The organism is Actinosynnema sp. CS-041913, assembly GCF_050942485.1.
In the GTDB taxonomy this organism is placed as follows: Bacteria; Actinomycetota; Actinomycetes; order Mycobacteriales; family Pseudonocardiaceae; genus Actinosynnema.
This window is the reverse complement of the sequence record NZ_CP192037.1, coordinates 2,246,336-2,265,869: the sequence shown is the minus strand read 5'-3', so window position 1 is coordinate 2,265,869 and position 19,534 is coordinate 2,246,336. Positions and strand designations below refer to the sequence as shown.

The following is a 19,534-nucleotide window of genomic DNA, read 5'->3' as shown; positions in this document are numbered from 1 at the left end:
GATCGCGCCTGGGCTTCAAGTTCCCATCTGTTCCCGGCGGCGATGTTCGCGCCAGGAGCGCCTGACCTTCCCGTGTGTTGCCCACGCGTCGGGGTAGAGGACGTAAACCGACCTCTTCCGCTGAGACAGTGGGCGTATGGAGCGGCGTTCGCCCTCGCCGCGCGTGGTCTTCCCGGGCCACGGTCACCGCCCACACGTGATAGGACACCACCGCAATGAGGACGCGCCCACTCGGCCGCACGGGGATCCAGGTCAGCCCCTACTGCCTCGGCACCATGAACTTCGGCATCGGCAACCCCGACCGTGACGACTGCGCCCGGATCATCCACCGGGCGTTGGACGCGGGAATCAACTTCATCGACACCGCCGACGTCTACGGCCCCCACGGGGTCTCCGAGGAGATCGTGGGCGCCGCGCTTCGGGGGCGTCGCGATGACGTGGTGCTGGCCACGAAGGTCAACGGCCCGATGGGAGACGACCCCAACCGCCGCGGCAGCTCGCGGCGCTGGATCATCAGCGAGGTCGAGCACTCGCTGCGGCGCCTGCGAACCGACCGCATCGACCTCTACCAGGTCCACCACCCCGACCCGCGGACCGATCTCGAAGAAACGCTGTCCGCGCTGACCGACCTGGTCCGCAGCGGCAAGGTCCGCGCCATCGGTTCGTCCAACCTGCCGGTCTCGGAGATCGTCGAGGCGCAGTGGGTCGCAGACCGCCGCGGGCTGCAGCGCTTCCGCACCGAGCAGCCGACGTACTCCATCCTCAACCGCGGCATCGAGCGCGAGATCCTGCCCATCTGCTCGCGCTTCGGCATGGGTGTGCTGGTGTGGAGCCCGCTGGGGATGGGGCTGCTCACCGGCCGCTACCGCAAGGGCGACCCGGTGCAGGACCCGCGGAAGATGCACTGGGTGCCCCGGCACATGACCGACGAGCGCAAGCGCGACGCGGTGGAGGAACTACTTCCGCTGGCCCGGGACGCCGGCCTCTCGCTGACCCACCTGGCGATGGCCTTCGCCGTGACCCACCCCGGCGTCACCTCCGCGATCATCGGCCCGCGGACCGTGGAGCAGCTCGAGGACCTGCTGGCCGGCGCCACCACCACCCTGGACGACGAGGTGCTCGATCGGATCGACCGGATCGTGCCGCCGGGCACCGACCTCGGCCCGCTCGACATCTCCTACACACCACCGGCTCTCGAAGACCCGGCGTTGCGCCGTCGCCACGCCGCTGAACGGGCAGCGGCCTGACGATGACAGTGCTGAGCATCCGGGCGCTCAACCGGACGACGCTCGCTCGGCAGCTACTGCTCGATCGTGCCGAACTGCCGGTGCTCGACGCCGTGGCGCACCTGTGCGGTGTGCAAGCGCAGGAACCTCAGGAACCGTTCGTGGGGCTGTGGTCACGGCTGCGCGCATTCGACCCGGCGGCACTGGATGATCTGTTGACCGGGCGTCGTGCAGTGCGGACCCACCTCATGCGCCGCACCGTTCACCTGGTCACTGCCCGGGACGCCGTGGAGTGGCGCGCCCGCCACGACCTCATGCTGCGCCAACGGGTACTCGGCGTCTACCGCCGCGAGTTCGACGGGGTGAACCTCGAAGAACTCGCGGCGGCGGCCCGGGTGGTGTTCGCCGAGGACGAACCTCGCACGATGCCCGAAGTCGGCCGGATACTCGCCGCGCGCTGGCCTGCCGCCGGAGCGCGGGCGCTGGGCGAGATGGCGGTCGTCGCCCTCGTCCCGACTGTCCAGTTGCCACCGCGCGGACTCTGGCGGACGAAGGCGGGCGCACGTACGGCGTCGCTCGCCTCCTGGCTGGGCCGGGAGATCGACCCGCCTGCGCCGGACGGCGTTGATCCGGTCGGCGAAACACTGATCATGCGCTACCTGGCCGCTTTCGGACCTGCCACCGCGGCCGATCTGCGCGCCTGGTGCGGGCTCGCCGGACTACCCAGCGCGGTCGCGGCGATCCGCGAGAAGCTGGTGACCTTCCGCGACGAACGGGGTAGGCAACTGCTCGACCTTCCCGACGCGCCGCGGCCGGACCCGGACACGCCCGCTCCTGTCCGGTTCCTCCCCGCCTTCGACAACGCGGTGCTCGGCTACCACGACCGCGGCCGGATCATCGACGACGCCCACCGCGGCCTGTCGGTCACCGGCGCACGCTTCGTCCTGGTCGACGGTCGCGTCGCCGGCACGTGGACGGCGACGAAAGGAACCGTGACTGTCACGCCGCTGCGCCCGTTCACCAGGGCCGAGCACATCGCCGTCGCCGAGCAAGGCCGGGAACTCGCTTCATTCATCTCGGGCAACGACAACAGCGCTTGCGGCGTCCTGGTGGCAACAGCGCCGTATTGAGCACCCCCGGCCGACTCGGGATCAGCGGCTCCAGGCGTGCGACAGCTCGTCGGTCAGAACGCCCTGGACGACGTTCGGGCCGCACCCAGTGGCCGCTCAGGGCCGGATGCCGTCGCAGGCGAGGCGGAGCAGCCGGCGTGCCGCTGCCGGATTACCTTCGTTGGCCAGGGAAATGGCCGTCACAAGGGCGAGCAGGTCGTCCGGTGAGGTTCCCGGTCGCACGGCACCCACCGCGAGCGCTCCGTCCACCAGGTTCACGGTCGCCTCCCGCACCACGCCGTGGCAGCCGTCGGCCGAGGACGGCCCCCCGTCCGCGTCACCCTCCAACGACGCGGGCAGGCCACGGGTCTCCACAGCGGTCACGGTCAGCTCCTCCAGCCACGCAAGCAGCCCCGTGCCGGGGTCACCGCGGACCAATTCGTCACCTCTCCGACGCAAGCGCTCGACGGCCTCGCGGAAGACCTCGTCGAGCAACGCGCGCCGGGACGAGAAGTGCCGGTGCAGGGTGGCCGAACCCACGCCGGCCTCGCGGGCGACCTCCTCGAAGGAAACCTGCGCCCCGTACCGGGCGACGAGGGGCCGGGCCGCCGCCAGGAGTCTCTCGTGGTTGCGCTGCCAGTCCGCCCGCTGCGACCTGGACCCACTGCTCGCCATCGGGACGACCTCTCGCTAGACAAACAGGGTGCCACCCCATATCGTAGCCCGCAGAAAACGGGGTGGTACCCCACTTACCGATCGGAGGGGCAGCCGTGCCCACATCATCGTCGTTCCTGCTGGTCACCGGAGCGACCGGCAAACAGGGGGGCGCCGTCGTTCGCGCGCTCCTCGCCTCCCACCTCCCGGTTCACGCTCTGGTGCGAGACACCGACACCGAGCGCGCAGCCGCCCTGCGTGAACTCGGAGCCGTTCTCGTGCGAGGCGACCTGGACGACGCCCCGTCGTTGGAAGCGGCCCTCGACAACGCTCACGCGGTGTTCTCGGTGCAGACGCCCGACATCAGCGACCTGCTGGGCGACTCCGAAGTCCGCCACGGCCACAACCTGATCAAGGCCGCCCGACGGGCGCGGGTAGGGCACGTGGTGCACACCTCGGTCTCGGGCGTCGGCACGATCGACGTCGAGCACTTCGACGAGCAGCGCTGGGGTTCCTTCACACGGCACTACTACCGCAGCAAGGCCGCGGTCGAGAACTTCGTGCGCACCGCGGGCTTTCCACAGTGGACGATCCTCAGGCCGGCCACGTTCATGGAGAACTTCGTCCGACCGTCGCCCTACTTCGCCGACATGACCTCGAACCGACTCGTCGTCGCCGTCGACCCCGACGTCGAACACCCTTTCGTCGCGGTGGACGACATCGGAACAGCCGCCGCCGCGGCGCTCGCGGAGCCAGAGCGCTTCCACGGCGTCGAACTGGAACTGGCCGGAGACGTCCTGAGCTTCCGCGACGCCGCACAGATCCTGTCCCGGGAACTCGGGACCGCCATCGAACTGGCCCCCAGCCCGGAACCCGCTCGCGCGGAGGGCCTCCTCACCGCGCTCTTCCAAGCGCAGCAGCACATGAGTGCCCATCCCGCGCCGGCGCGTCCGAGGTCCGCCGCACACTTGGGTGTACCAACAACGACCTTCACCGACTGGGCGAGGAATACCCTGGGCAACCGGTCGTCCGGCTCAGCCGCCAACAGCCGCCGCCTGTCCGCGCCTGCACCGCCGCCGCAGAGTGGTTGGTGACCGACTTCGATCCCCATCACCGCTCGCCGATGCGGCGCGGGCGCTGGGACTGCGCCTGCTGGAGATCCCGCTCTGGCCGCCAGTGCCGGCCGCGGTTACCTGCCCGGTGTCGGGTCGGTGATCGCCACCGTCTTCTTCGCCCAGATCGTCGCCGCGCTCGGCCACGGCCACCACTTCCCGTGGTCGGTACCCGCGCTGTTCAGCGGTGTCGCCGGAGCCGACCACGCCGTGCCCGGCGTGCTCGGCTTCGCGTTGGTCGGTCTGGTCGGTGCGGCTGGCGCGTTCGGCGCGGCATTGTGGTGGCGCAACGCGGACCAGGACCGCTCGCCTCCATTGTGGACGGTCTTCTATCCGACTAGCTCTTCCAGTGCCCGCACGGCTTCGGTGACGCCGTTCTCACTGCGGATCTCGTGCCCGACTTCCTCTGCGCGAGAGCGCAGGCCGTGGGTGGCGGTTATGGCGGCGGTGAGGGTGTCCGCGTCGAGTAGGTGTTGCCGCACGGGTGTGGGGGCGACGCCGATGGCGTGCATGCGCCGTGCCCAGTGGGGCTGGTCCGCGACGAACGGGCACACCACCTGGGGCACGCCGGCGGCCAGCGCCGCGGCCGTCGTGCCGCCGCCGCCGTGGTGCACGACGGCGGCGGTGCGGGGGAACAGCCAGTCGTGCGGGGCCTGGTCGATCACCAGCACGTCGGCGGACGCGATCGCCTCGATCCCGCCCCACCCCGTGGCGAGCACGGCTCGGACGCCGGCCGCGCGCACCGCGTCGACCACGGTGCGCCCGGTGCGTTCGGCGTCGCGGCCGGCCATGCTGCCGAACCCGATGTAGACCGGTGCCGGCCCGGCGCCCAGGAACTCCGTCAGTCGGGCGGGCGGCGTCCACGATCCCGCCGGCAAATACCAGAACCCGGTGGTGCGCACCGACTCCGGCCAGTCCTGTGTGACCGGCGTCACGAGCGGGCTGAACGCCTGCAACACCAGCCGGTCGCGGCCGTCCGCGTCGCGCAGCAGATCGTGCCCTCGTCGCCGGCGGGCCAGTCCCAGGTCGCGGACGCGCCAGTCGTCGGCGATCCCGGCGAACGAGCGCAGCGTCGCGGACACGGTCAGGTAGGTGGCGCGGTTGAGCGACCGGGGCAGCTTCGGCAGCGGCACCATGGGGCACGGGAATGCCGAGGTGGGCACCCAGCCGGGTTGGAACGCGGCGAGCACAGCGGGCACGCCGAGCATCTCCGCCGCGTGCTGCGCCGGAACACCCGGCGTGTGCACCACGACATCGGCCTCCGAGCCCCTGGCCACGCGCCCGACGTCGCGCAGCACGTCGGCCATCAAGGGCCTGATACGGCGGACCGTGCGCAGCGCGGTGACCTTGCCGCGCAGCCCCCGATACCCGCCGTCGACGGCCTGCTTGACCACGGGGTCGTCCATCAACCGGTTCGGGCCCTCGTCCAGCGCGGCGAACTCCACCTCACTCCGTTCGGCCGCCGGCACGAACGATCCCGGCGCCGCGAGCACGGCGTGGTGCCCCGCCTCACGCAGCGCCACCGCCAGGGCGAGCATCGGCTGGACGTCACCGCGGGTGCCGTGGGTGACCAGCAGCGCCTTCATCGCGTCTCCTCCGCGACCGCCGTGAACGCGGCCAACCACCGGTCGTCGGTGAACAGCCCGCCGGTGAGCATCTCCAAGCCTGCCCGCGCACCCCGGACCGCGACACCCGTCCCAGCCGGATCACCACCGAGCAACCGGCCCACCTGGTCACCGAGCACCAGCGGCGCCAACTGCCACGACACATACGTCACGGCCCGCGCCCGCGCGTCGGCGGACGGCCGCACCCACCCCTCGGCCTCACCCTCGGCCAGCCACCGCTCGGTGCGCACCACGATCTCGCCGAACAGCGCCGTCGCCGCGTCCGTCCCGTCCAGCAGGGCACGCGCCAGGTAACGCCGCACCGGGGTGGCGGCGTGCAACACGTCGGCGAGCTCCCCGGCATCGGCCGAACCACCGGCCCTGATCGCGTCGAGCACGAACTCGTCACACGCCCGCCGAAGCCCTTCCTTGGAACCGAAGTGGTGCACCACCAACGCAGGCGACACACCCGCATCAGCCGCCACCGCGCGCACCGAGGCCCCCGCGACACCGTCAGCGCCGAAACGCGCCAACGCCGCGTCACGGATCCGAGCTCGAGAAGTCAGGTCTGAACGCATGTTCACCATACTGAACGCTTGTTCAGCCTCGGTCCAGGCGATCGAACCCACTTTGACGATTTCTTTGCGCCCACCGGCCGAATCGGGCGGGCCTGCCCCCGGAGCGCCGGGAAGTCTGGTCGGCACACTCACACCCACACCGCGTCGAGGGTGCAGTCGGCATGGCGGCGTTGCTCTGGTCGAGTGATCAGGTCGCGTTCGGGGTAACGGTCGCCGCCGACGGCCGGATGATGGATCTGTCGGATCAGGTGCCGCGACGAGAGCGGGGATTGGGGATGCCCGCGCCCAGGGACGGACCTTCGGCTGTCCACGGTGTTGAGCGCGCTGGCCCCGCAGCCGCACCGGATCGGTCACGTTCACCGGGCGCGCAGGGCAACTTGCCGAGCCGGCCGTCTGGCGGGACAGCGGGACGGAAGCGCACAGCCTGCTCCTGCACGGTCCCGGCGGGCAGGGCAAGACCCAGCTCGCCGCCGAGTTCGCGCAGCGCAGCGCCCGGCTGGGCTGAGAGGTGCTGGCCGCCCGGTGGTGCGTGGGCAAGCGCGTGACCGTGGTCGAGGAGCCGCGGGTGGATCAGGCGGGCACGCTGGTCGTGGTCGACTACGCCTAACGGTGGCCGGTGAACGACCTGCTCCGCCTGGTGGTGGACGCCGCCGTGGCGCCCCGCACCCGCTTCCTGTTCGTGGCGCGCCCGGCCGGCCACTGGTGGGGCACGCTGGTCCAGCAACTGGCGGAGGTGGGGCTGGACGCCGGCCGCGCGATCCCGGTACCCCGCTCGGCACCGGCCCGGACCAGCGGCGGGAGCTGTTCGAGACCGCGCGCGACCGGTTCGCCGAAGAACTCGGCGCGGGCGGGGTGGGCGGCATCTCACCACGCCGGAGACGGTGATGGCGGGTGTCGTGTTCGTGGCCGCGCTCACCGACGCGCAGCCGGCTGGGCACGTGGTCCGCGCGGCGCGCCGTTCGTCAGGTGATCCGGAACGGTGCCAGCAGTTCCAGCAGTACGCGAGAGCGGTCTTCCGGTGGGCCCCAGTTGTCCGCCGTCCGGCTCACCACCAGCACGCGTGCGGGCACTCCGGCGCGAGCGTAGGCGGTGAGCCGGTGGTGGCCGTCCAGGATCACCGCGTGCAGGAACCGTTCGGGGTGCTCGCAGGCCACCTCCCGGTCGTCGGCCCAGGCGTACAGGATCGCCGTCGGGCGGACGCCGGTGGCGATCGCCTCGCCGTGGCACGCCACCACGTCCTGGGCCAGGGCGTCCAGCGGCTGGGTCGGCACCACCACGCCGAACGCGCGGTCGTGGCCCGGGATCTGTCGGGGCACCTGGAAGTGCGCGGTGCCGGGCAGTCCGAGGTCCGACTCGTCCAGCGGGCCCCGCAGGTCCGCGTCGTGCCACTCGCGCAGGGCGTGCCGTCGGGTGAACCAGGTGTCCGGTCCGGGCTCGACCCGTTCCAGCGGCAGGTCGGCGAGCAGCAGCCGGTACTCCCCGGAGCGCAGGCCCGCCAACACCGGACGGACAGCCGCCAACAGCCTGTCGGTCAGGCCCGACACGTCCCGTAGGTGCGTGCGGACGTCGTCGGCCAGCGTGGCGGCGCGGTCGACGGGCCAGCCGACGAAGTTCAGGTACGCCTCGCAGGTGCCACAGCCCGACCCGATCCCGTACACCCGCCGACGGCCCACGAACAGCGACAGGTTCCACCGCACCCAATCCTCGCCGGGCTCCGGCGGGTCGTGGTCGATGCGCACCAGGCCCACGCCGAAGTCCACAGTGGCCCGCGCCGTGCCGTCCGGAAGAGGCACCGGGCCGTCGACCCGGGGCGAGGGCGGCGCGGCGGGGTCGAACCCGGCCCACGCGCGACGGATCGCGGCGGCCCGCTCCTGCCCGTTCTCCGGGATCGCCGGTTCGTGCCCGGTGAGCCGGGACAGCGCCTCGTGCACATCCCGCACGTCGGCCTCGCGCACCCGGGGCAACCACTTCAGCAGCGGTCCGACCGAGGCCGGGTCGTCCATGAGCACCAGCGCCGACAGGAACTTCGCCGGATGCCGGGCCCGGGCCGCCCGGTCCAGGATCGCGGCGGTCCACTCGGTCGCGCGCAACCCGGCCAGCGCATACGCGGCTGCGGCAGCGAGCCCGCCGTGCTCGGAACCCAGATGCCCGGCCACGGCCGGCACCAGTTCACGGTGACCGGACGAGCCCGCCGCGACCACAGCCTCCTGGCAGGCCCTCGGGTCGTCCAACAGCCGCGCCAGGACGTGCGGCGCGATACCCGACCGGCGGCGGGCCGCCAGTTGCAGCAGCCCGGACGCCTCCGCGCCGACGGCGTCGGACAGCAGGTCGCCCACTACGTCATCGGCCCACCCGGTGGCGGCCGTGAGCAGCACGCGCCGCAACTGCTCACGGGAACGCGGATCGACCCGGTACCGGTCGCGCAGTATCGATGCCAGCGCGGTGCCCGCCTCCTCGACCAGCGCGGCCGTCGCCGAATCCCGGTTCCGCGACCGCAAGGACTTGTCCAGTTGCGCCGCCCAGTCCTGCCCCGTCTCGCCCACGGCACAATTGTCCGGAGGACCGGGCCGCGCGGCCAGCGGTTTACACGCGGTGCAGCCGTTCACCAGACCGCCTCCTCCCGCGTGGTCGCATCGAGCCGGCGCACGAACTCGCGGTGGATCCCGACGACCGGCATCGGCGAAGTCTCCGGATGCCGAGTCGGCGACATCAACACCGTTGACTGGACCTGGCGCATCCGCCGGCAAACCACCACCTCCCCCGGCGGCCTGGTCGACAAGGGAACCAAGGGCAAACGCGCCCGCACCGTGCCACTGATCGAAGAAATCCGGCCACTGGTACAGGCGGGCATCGAACGCGTGAACCGCAAACCCGACGCCCGATTGTTCACCGGCCCACGCGGTGGACGCATCTCCACCGCCGTTCTGCGCGACGCCACACACTGGGACGAGGTGGTCAACGCACTGGGATACGAACACCTACGGCGGCACAGCCTCCGACACACCGGACTCACCCGGATGGCCGACGCCGGCGTACCCGTCCACCACCTCTAGCGCATCGCCGGACACGGCTCGCTGACCACCACCCAGCGGTACCTGCACCCGGACAAACGATCGGTCACCGACGCCGGCGACCTGCTGTCCAAGCACCTCCGGTCCCCACGACGGCCCAACCTCCGGGCCGTGTGAAAGATCGTGAGATGTGGTCCCCAACTGGTCCCCAAGAGCGGAAGGGAACGATCTTGACCATGATCACCACCGGAACGGCAAAGAGGCTGCCTCACCTGGGCCTTTACCCTGATGAAACAGCCTCTCAGCGACCGTCGGGACGACAGGATTTGAACCTGCGACCCCTTGACCCCCAGGGGTGCCCCGATCATGAACCGACCTGCGAAAACACCGAATCAGCACGTGACGGCGGTACCGTTGAGTGCGCTTCGATGCAGCTCGGTTCCGTTGCGGTTCAATGGATTCTCCCATTTCCTCCCACACATCCTCCCACCGCGAGCCCGCCTCGTCGCCGCCCACGACGCGCCCGGCCGCATCGGACCGCTGACCCAGCGGCTGTTGTTCCTGACCGAAGGCGTCATCCGCGCGTACAAGGCGGAGTCGTTCGCCGACGTCGCCGCCGGCGGCCTGCTCGGCTGGCTGCACACGCAGGGCGACACCGTCGACCGCCCGGTGGACGGCTGGCTGGTCCAGTGCCCGGCCTGTACGCCGACCGGTTCCCCGACCCCGACGACCTGGAGGCCGTCCGCGCGCTGGCCGAGGGCCGGCCCGGGTCCGGCACGAGTGCGTCCGCGCTGCTCGCCGCACTGCCGGCGGCGCTCACCGAAGGCGGACCCGGGACCGGGCTCCCCGGCGGCGCGGCGGAGGCCGCTCGGCTCCTCGCTGGCTTCACCCACGGCGCCGACCTGGCGGCCACCGTCTACCTCACGCACGTCTTCCAGCAGGTGCTCCCTGCGCATGTCGGCGATGGACATGGTCCGCTGGCAGGCACACCTGCGGCACGGCACGGTCGTCTCGGCCAACGTGCGCCTCCGGATGGACACGATCGTGGACGGCACCCCCCGGCATGAGCGGGAGCTTCATGCAGTCCGGCACCCGCGCCCACGACGGCGACTACAACAACGGCGCCGGCCGCGTGGTGACGTGCCACGGCAGGTTTCCCAACAACGTCGAGGCCTCCCTGGTGGTCAACAGCGGCATCGAGGGCGAACCCCACCCGTGCACCCTCCTTACCAACGCGATCCAGTCCGGGAGCTGACTCTCACCTCGACGGCGGTGCCGGTGTCGCTGGCACCGCCGTCGAGCTGTGCCGTGACGGCGATCAGGCTGAGCCTGCCAAGCTCGCATTCCCGGGCGATCCCATTGCGGAACAATGAATTCTCCTCCGCCCGCAGCTCAAATGGGGTGCCGCACGCCCTCTACCCGGACTCCCGCTAGTCCTCGGCCCCCGAGTCCTCACGTGGCAGGATGTACTCCTCCGCGAGCTTCGCCAAGTGCATGGGCAGAGGACGTGCCAGCGGGTCGTAGTCGTCGTGGAACCGCAATCGGTGAGCGATGCCCGCCCAAGTGCGCGGATCGTCGGGGGCAACGTCCGAACGGCCGGCGAGCTCCAATGCCTCGGCGGACAGGCAGCCGAGCACCACGAGTTCGAGGTACTGCGGATTCCACATGCTCTTCGTCGGACCAAGAGGCCAGTTCGGGTTCGGTCCCAGCTTCGCCAACCCGCGCGGAACCTTGGGGGTGTTCCGAGGCATGTCCGCAGTACTCGCGAACACCCTGTTGTCCGCCTCCGCCCGCCCCTGTTCCCACAGGCCGAGTGCGAAGCCCGTCTTGCCCCTGTCGGGGTCCACGGCGTACCACTGCGGGACCTCTTCTCTGCTGTTCCGGTCCCGGACCAGCACGATCCGCAGGTCGTTGCCGTAGGCGACAACTCGTTGCGCCGGCTCGCCAGAGAAGGCGATCATGTCCTTCACCAGGGCTCCGTTGCCCATCTCCGGCCAGGAATCCCTGATGTTGGCGGAGTTCGCCAGCAACAACGTCGGCCGATCGCGCACCTGGTAGAGGATCGACCTGACCCGGCGCTGCACGTCGTCCCGATGCTCCGAGTACGTGGCTTCGGGCGTGTACCACCGTCCGGTGTCGTCGGAAGCGACGTCCACGTCCCGGCTCAGGGCGATCAGCAGCTCCGCGTACGGCACCCACGCCTTGCGGGAGTCATCCCAACCACAGACGGGATGTGTGGTGTCGCCGGGTCTGATCCGGACCGCGACGAGGTGCTGCCGAACGCGACGCACGGCACCGCGTTCCTTGCGCCGCACGACCCACAGCGCCACATACTGGACGTCCACGCTCGGCTTACCAGGTGAGAGCCCCGGCGGCACCGGCACCGCACCGAGCTGGCGAAAACCGTCGAGCCAGATCCACTTGGCCCGCGCGTCCAGGTCCGCGGCACCGTCCTCCTGCGCCTGGATGAACTGGCTGACTCTTCCGACGTCGGCAAAACCCAGTCGCAACGCGAACTTGGGGTCGGTGTTCGCCTTGCCGAACCGGCTTTCACCCAGGATCTCGACGAGCGCCAGGGCAGGTTTCCCCGGCAGGCGGTCGAACCGAGCCGCCACCGCCACGCGGCGGGCCCGAACCGCCTCGCTCACCGCGCGGAGGTCCTTGCCCTTGACGTCGAGCGGACTTCCGAGGTCGTGGACTTGCGTCGTGTGGATGAGCACCCGCAATGAACCCACCTCCCACTCCTGTACCGGTTCCTCGGCCACCTGTGCGTCCGGAAGGCCCAACAGGGCCGCGAGCTCGTCGAGCAACCTCGTCCTGGTCTCGGGTAGCTGCCACACGATGTCGATGCGCAGCGGTTCGCCCCCGAGCGCCGCGAGCAGGGCATGTCGACGCGCCTCGACCGCCCGCCGTTCCACGGCTGCGCGCTCGTGCGGCTTGTCCCGCGACACCTTGGGAAGCAGGCTGGGTTTGGAGACCTCAGAAGTCCGTCGGGAGTCGGGCACCCTCCGGAACATCGGCCTCAACCCGTCGGCGATCCAGGTGTCCAACTGCTCCCGTTCCACGGGGGACAACCCGGTGCCGATCTTGTGCGATCCCATGGCCGTGCTGTGCACGACTCCGGCGGCGATCCCCGACTGGCCGCGCAACCAGTTCTCCGGGGCGAAGAGGATGTCCTCGGGTTTCGGGTAGGTGCGGATGATGTCGACGTCGGGCAGCAGGTCGACCACGCTGTGCCGACGCCACACCTGTCGGCCGAGCCGCGGCTCGAACCTGGTGGAGTTGCCGATCAGGCGTGTCGTGCGCATCCCTTCTTCGTCCCACGGCACCGGGACGTCGAAGAGCACGGTCGCCGCACGTCTGTCGGGTATGCGAACCGGTGTCGTGGTCGCCCAACGTCGGATCCCGTACGAGATGTGCACCCGGAAGTTCGGCACGAACGCCGTGGTGTGCAGCGTGATCTTGATGACCGCCGAGTAGTGGGCGGGTCGTCGGGCACGGGTGTACTGGTACGGCGGCCAGGACACGAGTTCGGCCCCCTGCTCGGTGCTCACCACGCGGAACGCGGTATCGGCGCCCACGTCCGCGGGGCGGTAGGAACGGGCCGCCAGTCGGGTGGCGAGGAGTTCCGGCAGGAGCCCGTAAAGCCCGCGGTGTGGCTGCCCGGTCCCCCCGCGGGAGACGGTGGTCGCGGTCAAGTCGACAGGCTCGGCTGTCCAGAGCGGGGTGGTGGCGCCGATCGAGTCGAGCACGCGCGCCAGCGCCGCTTCGTGCTCGGGTTCCGGGCGCAGGCTCATCACCCAGGACAGGAACAGGGGGTGCACCAGATCGGCAGGGGGCCTGTCGTGTGCGTAGATCCACGGCACCGTCGGATCGGAGGCGGCACCGCGACCGGTGGCGATCACACCGGGTGCGGCTGCCCTCAGCAGTGAATTCAGCTTGCGCACCGGCAACCCGGTGATCGGCTCGCGGCTGCGCCAGCCCAGCGCGTAAAGATTCATCAGTTCGCTCTTCCACCGCTCGGCGAACGTCATGACCTGCAAGTCCTCGATCCACGGGCCGTGGTCGGGATCCGGTTCGTACGCACAGACCCTGAGCGAGTCGTACACGGTCATGCTCCTTCGTCGTCGAAGCCGAGACATGCGGTCAGGGATTTCCAGAGCGGGAGGTAGAGCGCCGTCACGATCTTGCGGTCGTGCGCCGTGACACCCGCTGCGGCGCCGAAGTAGGGCCGTAGCACCTCGACGATGCTGTGCAGCAGGCTGGTTACGGGTGAATCGTCGACCTGGTCCTCTGCATCGTCGGATCGGGCGGCCGTGTTGGGAGCGAACGCCGCGTCGACGAACACGACCCGTGCGGACACGCCGCCGCGCACCAGCCTGCCGATCACCTGCCAGACGAGGACCAGCAGGTCCCAGGTCACCGCTTCCCGATCGTCACCGAGCCTGCTCCACGCCAGGCTCCTGGCCAACGCCCGATACCACTCCGATCGCGCGCGTTTGCGCACGTCGCGCGCGCCCTCCTCCAGGCTCGCGGCATCTCGCACCCACTTGTCGAAGTCGCCTGAGCAGACAGCGCGGGTGATCCAGTCGTTGACCGTGTGCACCGCCAATCCCAGGTCGTCGGGGCGGGGGTTGGGGCGTGCGAGGAAGTACACCGAGCCGATGGCGGCCTCCCCCTCCTCGTTGAGGATGTTGTGGCCCCGTTCGACCGCCAGCAGTGGTGCCACCAGGATCTCGGCATCGGTTTCGTGCAGGCTCTCAACATCCCCACGACGCAGGACGCCGGCGTGCTGTCCGTCCTCGATCAACGACGTGGCGAACTCGACTTCGTCGTCGTCCGAGACGAGTCGCAACACCTTTCCTTTCCACCGGTCCCGCAGGTTGTGCAAGGTGTCGGCAACCAGCGCGGCTTCGACGTAGCTGCCGACCAGCAGCAGGATCCGCCGTCGCGACTCGCGCAGTTCGAGCAACTCACGCTGCAAGGGACTGGGCTGCTCGCCGTCGAGATCGCCGAGCCACTCGGCGACACGCCGCAAGACGTCCGGACGTTCCTCCAGACCGGCACCGGAAACCTGGACCGCACCTTTCGGACCCGGAACGAACTCGAATCGCATCGTGCTCTCGTCTGCGATCCGTCGGACTTCCTCGTTCTTCGGTTCGATGATGACACCGACCGGCACCTGGATGTGGTAGCGGCTCGATTTCCCGGCCCAACTGCTGCCCGACATGAGAAGGACGTTCGTGCTCGGCAGGCCGTCGATCTCCGGTAGGTCGCTCAAGGAGCGGAGGAGTTCCCGTCCGACGCCGCTGCACCGGAAGTAGCGCAGTTCACCGCTCTGCACGTTGCCCTCGGCGGGGCCGTCGACGATGAACTGGAACCCGAGGACGTTGCCCATCGGTGCCTCAGGAACGATCGGCCCGTAGTCGGGTGGTCGCTGGTACATCTCGTTGAATCCGAGGTTCAGCACGGACTCGACCCGAGGCCACATCGCGTTCATCAGCGCGAGCTTGGGTTCGAGGGCGGAGAGCACGAGAGTGAACTCGAAGCGCCGGACCAAGTCTTCCAGCCAGTCTTCAGGTGTGGGCACCGGCTTCTTCGCCTTCCGGGACTTCTTGGCGGGCGGGCTGGTGAGCGCCTCGGCATGCTCCTCCGCCTTCTTCCGCAGCACCGGCTGGAGGTCGAAGAGGTCGATGAGCGCTTCCTTGACCTTCTGTCGGGTGGCAGCCTGGTGGCCGGTGGTGAGCACTTCATTGACCACGCCGGTGAGTCGTGGCGCCACCGGTCGGCGACGGTCGCCGAACGGGTTGTCCCGGAACCTGTCCAGTTCGGCGGTCAACGCGTGCCGCGCTCGCAGCTCGTCGGCGGGCGCGTCCGGGTCGGGATAGCGTTCTTCAACCAGCCTCAGCTGTAGGGTCCAGGCGCTGAAGTAGCCGATCTTCACCCAGTCGCGTAGCTTCGGGTCGCGGACAAGCCTCGCGTACAGGCGATCGGTCGCCGACACGACCGTGTTCACCGCGGCCGACCAGTCCTCGACATCGCGATCGGAGAGCTGCCGACGGACGCCCTCGGACAGCTCGCGCCCTTTGTGCTCGGTCACCTCGTCCAGCAGTGACCTGCCGTCCCCGCCACCGACCAGGGGGACGGCGGGGGCGAACATCCGGTCGAGGTTCATCTGGACGTGGTCGGCCTCGTCGACGATGACCAGATCGCTGCGCCGACAAGCCAGCTCGATGTACCGGACTCGTTCTGCGCTCTGGTGCCACGGGACCGCCGAGTCCACGAGTGCGGCCGGCGTGCCCACCCAGATGTCCGCGTCGACCAAGAGCCGGGCGCTGTTGTGACGCGGACATGCCCCCCAGTACGGACAGCCCACCAGCTTCTTGCGCCACGGTGACGATCCGTCCTCGGTGGGTTGGGGTGGGCGGCGAGGTGCGAGCCGAGTGCACGGCGCCTCGTTGAACGCGAGGATGTCCTCGGTGTCGGCGCGGAGCGCGTTGAGCGCGCATGAAGTGCTGAGGTACGTGAACCCCGAGTCGTTGTGAGCGAGCAAGTTGCGCTCGCCTCTTCCAGCGAGCCTTCGGTGGAGGCGCTGCGCGTGTCGCTGTTTCCCGGAAGCGCCGAGGATGGGGGCTGCGGCGGCCGTCAGGACCGGTGCGACGCCGGACGTCCGGTACTTCTCCCGCACCGCGGGAACGTAGGTGTTGTACCTGTGCACCGACTTCAACGTCTCCGCGACATCGGTGATCACCACGGTGACCCGTAGGTTCTTCATCGCCGCGAGGTGAACTGCCAGGACATCGCGCAACGTGCTCTTGCCCGCGTTGACGATGCCGAGCAGGTGCTGGATGCGGTTGATGGTGAACCGCGTCTCTGTTTCGAACTCTGCCGCAGAGGCGACCGATAGATCGATTCGAAGGAGGCGGCGTTCCCAGTCGGCGAACTTCGCCTCGTCCATGTCCCTGGCGGTCTGCAAGAGTGCGTCCCAGTCGACCTCGATCGGCTTTCCACCGTTTCGGGCCGGGGCACCGAGTGCGTAGCTCTTCGGGCGAGGAAGGGCCTTCGTATCAGGTATCCGAACGCTCGCCGTGCTTCGACCCACCGCGAAGCGGTGTACGCCGGACGTTGCGGTGGCCAGCGGCGAGCCGGTCAGCGGCGGGCCTTGCCGAAGCAACCTCTCGTAGTGCTGTTCACGGTCCCTGGCGATCACCGAGTGCCCCGGCTTGGGTGCGTCGTCCACGTTCGAGACGTCGTACCACCGCAGTAACGGGTCCATCGACTGGTAGTTCGCGAGTGCTTCGGCCCAGGCGTTTCGCCGGCGGAGTGTCCACAGGACGTACCGAGCGGAGCGCAACATCCGCGCGGTCTCCGCATCGGGGACCAAGCCGCGCGCCACGGCGAACGGGTAGCCGCTGAACAAAGCCCACGCGGCGATGGCGGGGGCGGACGGCATCAGTTTACTGTGCAGGTACAGGCCGAATTCGACCTCGCAGAACTCTTCCATCTGCGCAGCACCGAGGTTCCCGGCATCGGCGAGTTGCTTGGTGATCGGTTCGAGCACTGGGGCCCACGAGCGCATTCGTCGTCCTTCAGGTTTCAGTGGCCTGTGCGGCGGTGGCGACTTCCGAGGTCGAGACGAGGCGAATGTCCGCCCCAGCCGGCAAGGCGGCGGCGAACCCCTCACGAAAACCGACCTGCATTGCGAGCAGCTGCTCCGGTACGACGACGAACGAGACCTTGTCCGCCAGCGCACGTTCCGCGAGTGGGCCAGGTTGCATCCGGTCGTACACGCGCATACGTCGACCAGGCTTTCCGCCGTTCCCGAGCTGGTACGTGCCGAGCACCGGACCAACCGGATCCACGGCGAGCCCTGCTGCCCGCAGCCTTGCCAGGGCGATGCGCTCGGCCTTTCCCGGCAGCGCGACGAGGAGGCGTAGCGGGGTCCGCAGAACATGCACGTCCGAAGCGTCGTACGAAGCGGTCAAGAGACCGTCCCGAGGACAGGTTTCTGCTTCGCACCAGGCTGTCCTGGGCTGCTTGTCCTTGGTGGGCAGCGCGAGCAAGCCGCATGTCGAGCACTGGTACACCCGTCCTTCCACCACCCATGCATCCGGCGGCGGACCGTACAAGTACTTCAACCTTTTGAACCTCTGCGCGGACAACGGCTTGGTAGCGAGCATTTGGCGGTGTCCGCTGCGGTCGATCACGACGTGGTCGATCAGGAACTCCCGCTTACCCACACCGACCGGCTCGGTGCCCAGGTCGTTCATGACCGCGTCGGCTTGTGTATCGAGGATCGGAACGCCGTCGTCCACGGCGAGCTCGGCGCAAGTACGGGTACGCATCTTGGTGATTCGGTCGACCAAGCGAGCCGTGGGAAGTGCCAGGTTCGACGGAACGGGGAATGGCCATTTCGATGCAGGGCGTTCGGCGCACCAGGAGACGAGCTCGGGAACCGATGACGGGTACTGCTCTTGCCGCCCAGCGCAGTGGAGCACCAGCCGATCGAGCGCGAGCTGTGCCGTTGCAGGGTAGGGGAGGTTGATCGACGCGACGCGCTCCTGAAGAGACAGTGCCCACACTCCGGTGGCCAGACTCCGGAAGAGCGCGCTTCCCTCTGTCGCGGCGTTGGCGGCCTCGCTCATCGTTCCTCCACGGCGGACTCGTCACGGAAGGAGCACCATCGGGACACCTCGCACGTGCCGCAGTGCTTGCCGGGTTCGGCCGCGAACAGGTCGTCCGCGCGCCACAAGCGGACGTGCTCGTGAACTGCCTGTTCCGCGGCGCCTCGGACCTGCGGTGTGTACGGGTCGAAGGTGACCAGCTCTACCCCCTTGGGGCGAAGCACTTCGAGTTCGACCCGCCCGCGCGCGCCCAGTTCTCCGCGTGCCGCGAGCACGACCGCCAGTGCCAGCTGCGGGTAGGTCGTGAACCAATCCGGTGCCTGTCGACGTTCCCACGCTGAGGTCTTCACCTCCCGCCAGATCCACTCCTGTCCTTCCCGGTAGAGAAGGTCGGGCTTGACCAGCACGACGACGTTCGCGCTCGCGTCCTCGTAGACCAGATCGGGCTCGACACGAACCGCTCCCTTTCCGCTCGCAATGGAGAGAGCGCAGACCTCGGAGTGCTGTCTGACGAGTTGCGCACCTAGTTCGCGATCCGCCTCGGAGAGGTCGTAGCCGTCCGGAACCCAGTCCCGGGGCACGTGCGGGCTACAGGGAGAAGCGTTGAGCCCAGAGTGTTTCGCCTCCAGGTAGCTGTGCACCGCCCTGCCGCGTTCGGCTGCCGGGCTGTGTTCGAGTGCCCCGTCGACAGGAAGCCGGTGGGTTCGCATGTGCTGGCGGGCAGGGCACGTCGAGTAGCTCCGTGCAGTCGTCGGAGACCAACTCCGCCTCGGTCTGTCCGGTGAGTCGACGCCGAGCAAACCCGGCACCCGCACAAGCGCCGGGCACACCGCGGAAAAGGGGCAATCCACGCACGCAGTACCCGGGCGGTAGGGCACGTGATCCGGCCCACCCCGCTTGCCGTCCACGATCTCGGCCAACGCGGCTCGCCCGGCCACCCGGTACAGGTCGAGCGCGGCTTGCCTGGACCCGTCGAACAGCGTGTCGAACTCGCCCTCCAGAATGCCGAACTGCCGGATCCGGACGTATTCCGGCAGCACGTCGGCACCAGCTGATGCTAGGACGAGTGCGGCGACGGCGATCTCCGCCTCGGTCCGGGCGCGGGCGCGCACCCGGTTGACCACCAGGCGCAATTCGCGCAGGCGGCCGTCGGCAGAGGTGTAGCAACGACCCCACACCGTGATCTGGTACCGCTTCGCGCCTCTGCCGTCCGGGGTCGCCAGCGGGACGTCGTACATCCACCGGCGGCGCACCGGCCGCATGTCGAGGTCTTCGGAGAACGCGGCCAAATAACCGGTGACAGCATGCTCGGTCCACCGCCGGAGGCCGTCGTGCAGGACGCCTCGTGTCTGCCTGCGCGCCTCGACCCTGGCCGTCGCGTCCGCGATCGTCAGGCCGGTGTGCTCCACCAGGTCCAGGACGTCCATGAACGGGCCGTTGGTGAAGTGTTCGAGGATTTCCGAACTGCGTTTCACCGCAGTGACCGGACGGTAGCCGGGGCGAGCGGCCAACGAATCGCGCACCGGGCACCGGTATTGCGGTGGTCCGAGCATTCCGACCGAAACCCGGACCAGAGCCGGATCTCCGATGACGCCTTCGTGCTGGAGCCGTGTCGA

General features: G+C 69.4%; 14 protein-coding genes. 6 read left to right on the top strand and 8 right to left on the bottom strand.

Going from position 1 to position 19,534, the window contains the following annotated elements:
* The first annotated feature begins 215 nt into the window (after positions 1-215).
* Positions 216-1,247 (top strand): aldo/keto reductase, encoded by a 1,032-nt coding sequence (locus tag ACQPZF_RS11090; protein ID WP_433270907.1) that lies wholly within the window; start codon positions 216-218, stop codon positions 1,245-1,247.
* Positions 1,248-1,249: 2 nt separating this feature from the next.
* On the top strand, positions 1,250-2,356 hold the full coding sequence (locus tag ACQPZF_RS11085) for a winged helix DNA-binding domain-containing protein (RefSeq protein WP_433270904.1): 1,107 nt from the start codon (positions 1,250-1,252) through the stop codon (positions 2,354-2,356).
* A 96-nt stretch (positions 2,357-2,452) separates the two neighbouring features.
* Here ACQPZF_RS11085 and ACQPZF_RS11080 read toward each other — a convergent pair whose 3' ends face one another.
* Complete coding sequence (locus ACQPZF_RS11080; protein ID WP_433270901.1) at positions 2,453-3,010, bottom strand: TetR/AcrR family transcriptional regulator; 558 nt, start codon at positions 3,008-3,010, stop codon at positions 2,453-2,455.
* Between the two features lie 62 nt (positions 3,011-3,072).
* On the opposite strand from ACQPZF_RS11080, the gene ACQPZF_RS11075 reads away from it, so the two are divergent.
* Positions 3,073-4,083: an NmrA/HSCARG family protein gene (locus ACQPZF_RS11075; protein WP_433270899.1), complete on the top strand. Its 1,011-nt coding sequence runs from the start codon at positions 3,073-3,075 to the stop codon at positions 4,081-4,083.
* A gap of 347 nt (positions 4,084-4,430) precedes the next feature.
* Here ACQPZF_RS11075 and ACQPZF_RS11070 read toward each other — a convergent pair whose 3' ends face one another.
* From ACQPZF_RS11070 to ACQPZF_RS11060, 3 genes are all read right to left on the bottom strand, one after another.
* Positions 4,431-5,687 (bottom strand): glycosyltransferase, encoded by a 1,257-nt coding sequence (locus ACQPZF_RS11070; RefSeq protein ID WP_433270897.1) that lies wholly within the window; start codon positions 5,685-5,687, stop codon positions 4,431-4,433.
* The gene (locus tag ACQPZF_RS11065) at positions 5,684-6,283 is read right to left on the bottom strand and encodes a TetR/AcrR family transcriptional regulator (RefSeq protein WP_433270895.1); all 600 of its coding nucleotides are present in this window, start codon (positions 6,281-6,283) and stop codon (positions 5,684-5,686) included. The genes ACQPZF_RS11070 and ACQPZF_RS11065 overlap by 4 nt, the downstream gene beginning before the upstream one ends.
* A 962-nt stretch (positions 6,284-7,245) precedes the next feature.
* Entirely contained in the window at positions 7,246-8,826 is a 1,581-nt protein-coding gene (locus tag ACQPZF_RS11060) for a hypothetical protein (protein ID WP_433270893.1), read from the bottom strand.
* Between ACQPZF_RS11060 and ACQPZF_RS11055 the strand changes: the two genes are divergently transcribed.
* The 3 genes from ACQPZF_RS11055 (at position 8,794) to ACQPZF_RS11045 (ending at position 10,549) form a co-directional block, all read left to right on the top strand.
* Entirely contained in the window at positions 8,794-9,336 is a 543-nt protein-coding gene (locus ACQPZF_RS11055; RefSeq protein ID WP_433270890.1) for a tyrosine-type recombinase/integrase, read from the top strand. The two genes, ACQPZF_RS11060 and ACQPZF_RS11055, sit on opposite strands and share 33 nt — an antisense overlap.
* A 647-nt stretch (positions 9,337-9,983) precedes the next feature.
* Positions 9,984-10,361, top strand: a complete 378-nt coding sequence (locus tag ACQPZF_RS11050) for a hypothetical protein (protein ID WP_433270888.1) — start codon at positions 9,984-9,986, stop codon at positions 10,359-10,361.
* Complete coding sequence (locus ACQPZF_RS11045) at positions 10,358-10,549, top strand: hypothetical protein (RefSeq protein ID WP_433270886.1); 192 nt, start codon at positions 10,358-10,360, stop codon at positions 10,547-10,549. Before ACQPZF_RS11050 ends, ACQPZF_RS11045 begins: the two co-directional genes overlap by 4 nt.
* Before the next feature lie 175 nt (positions 10,550-10,724).
* Here the strand turns inward: ACQPZF_RS11045 and ACQPZF_RS11040 are convergent, their stop codons facing one another.
* The 4 genes from ACQPZF_RS11040 to ACQPZF_RS11025 all read right to left on the bottom strand — a co-directional run bounded on the left by ACQPZF_RS11040 (position 10,725) and on the right by ACQPZF_RS11025 (position 19,393).
* Complete coding sequence (locus ACQPZF_RS11040; RefSeq protein ID WP_433270883.1) at positions 10,725-13,409, bottom strand: pPIWI_RE module domain-containing protein; 2,685 nt, start codon at positions 13,407-13,409, stop codon at positions 10,725-10,727.
* On the bottom strand, positions 13,406-16,798 hold the full coding sequence (locus tag ACQPZF_RS11035) for a hypothetical protein (protein ID WP_433274528.1): 3,393 nt from the start codon (positions 16,796-16,798) through the stop codon (positions 13,406-13,408). The genes ACQPZF_RS11040 and ACQPZF_RS11035 overlap by 4 nt, the downstream gene beginning before the upstream one ends.
* Before the next feature lie 85 nt (positions 16,799-16,883).
* Positions 16,884-17,939, bottom strand: a complete 1,056-nt coding sequence (locus tag ACQPZF_RS11030) for a hypothetical protein (RefSeq protein WP_433270881.1) — start codon at positions 17,937-17,939, stop codon at positions 16,884-16,886.
* Complete coding sequence (locus ACQPZF_RS11025) at positions 17,936-19,393, bottom strand: PD-(D/E)XK nuclease family protein (protein WP_433270878.1); 1,458 nt, start codon at positions 19,391-19,393, stop codon at positions 17,936-17,938. The genes ACQPZF_RS11030 and ACQPZF_RS11025 overlap by 4 nt, the downstream gene beginning before the upstream one ends.
* Positions 19,394-19,534: the final 141 nt, after the last annotated feature.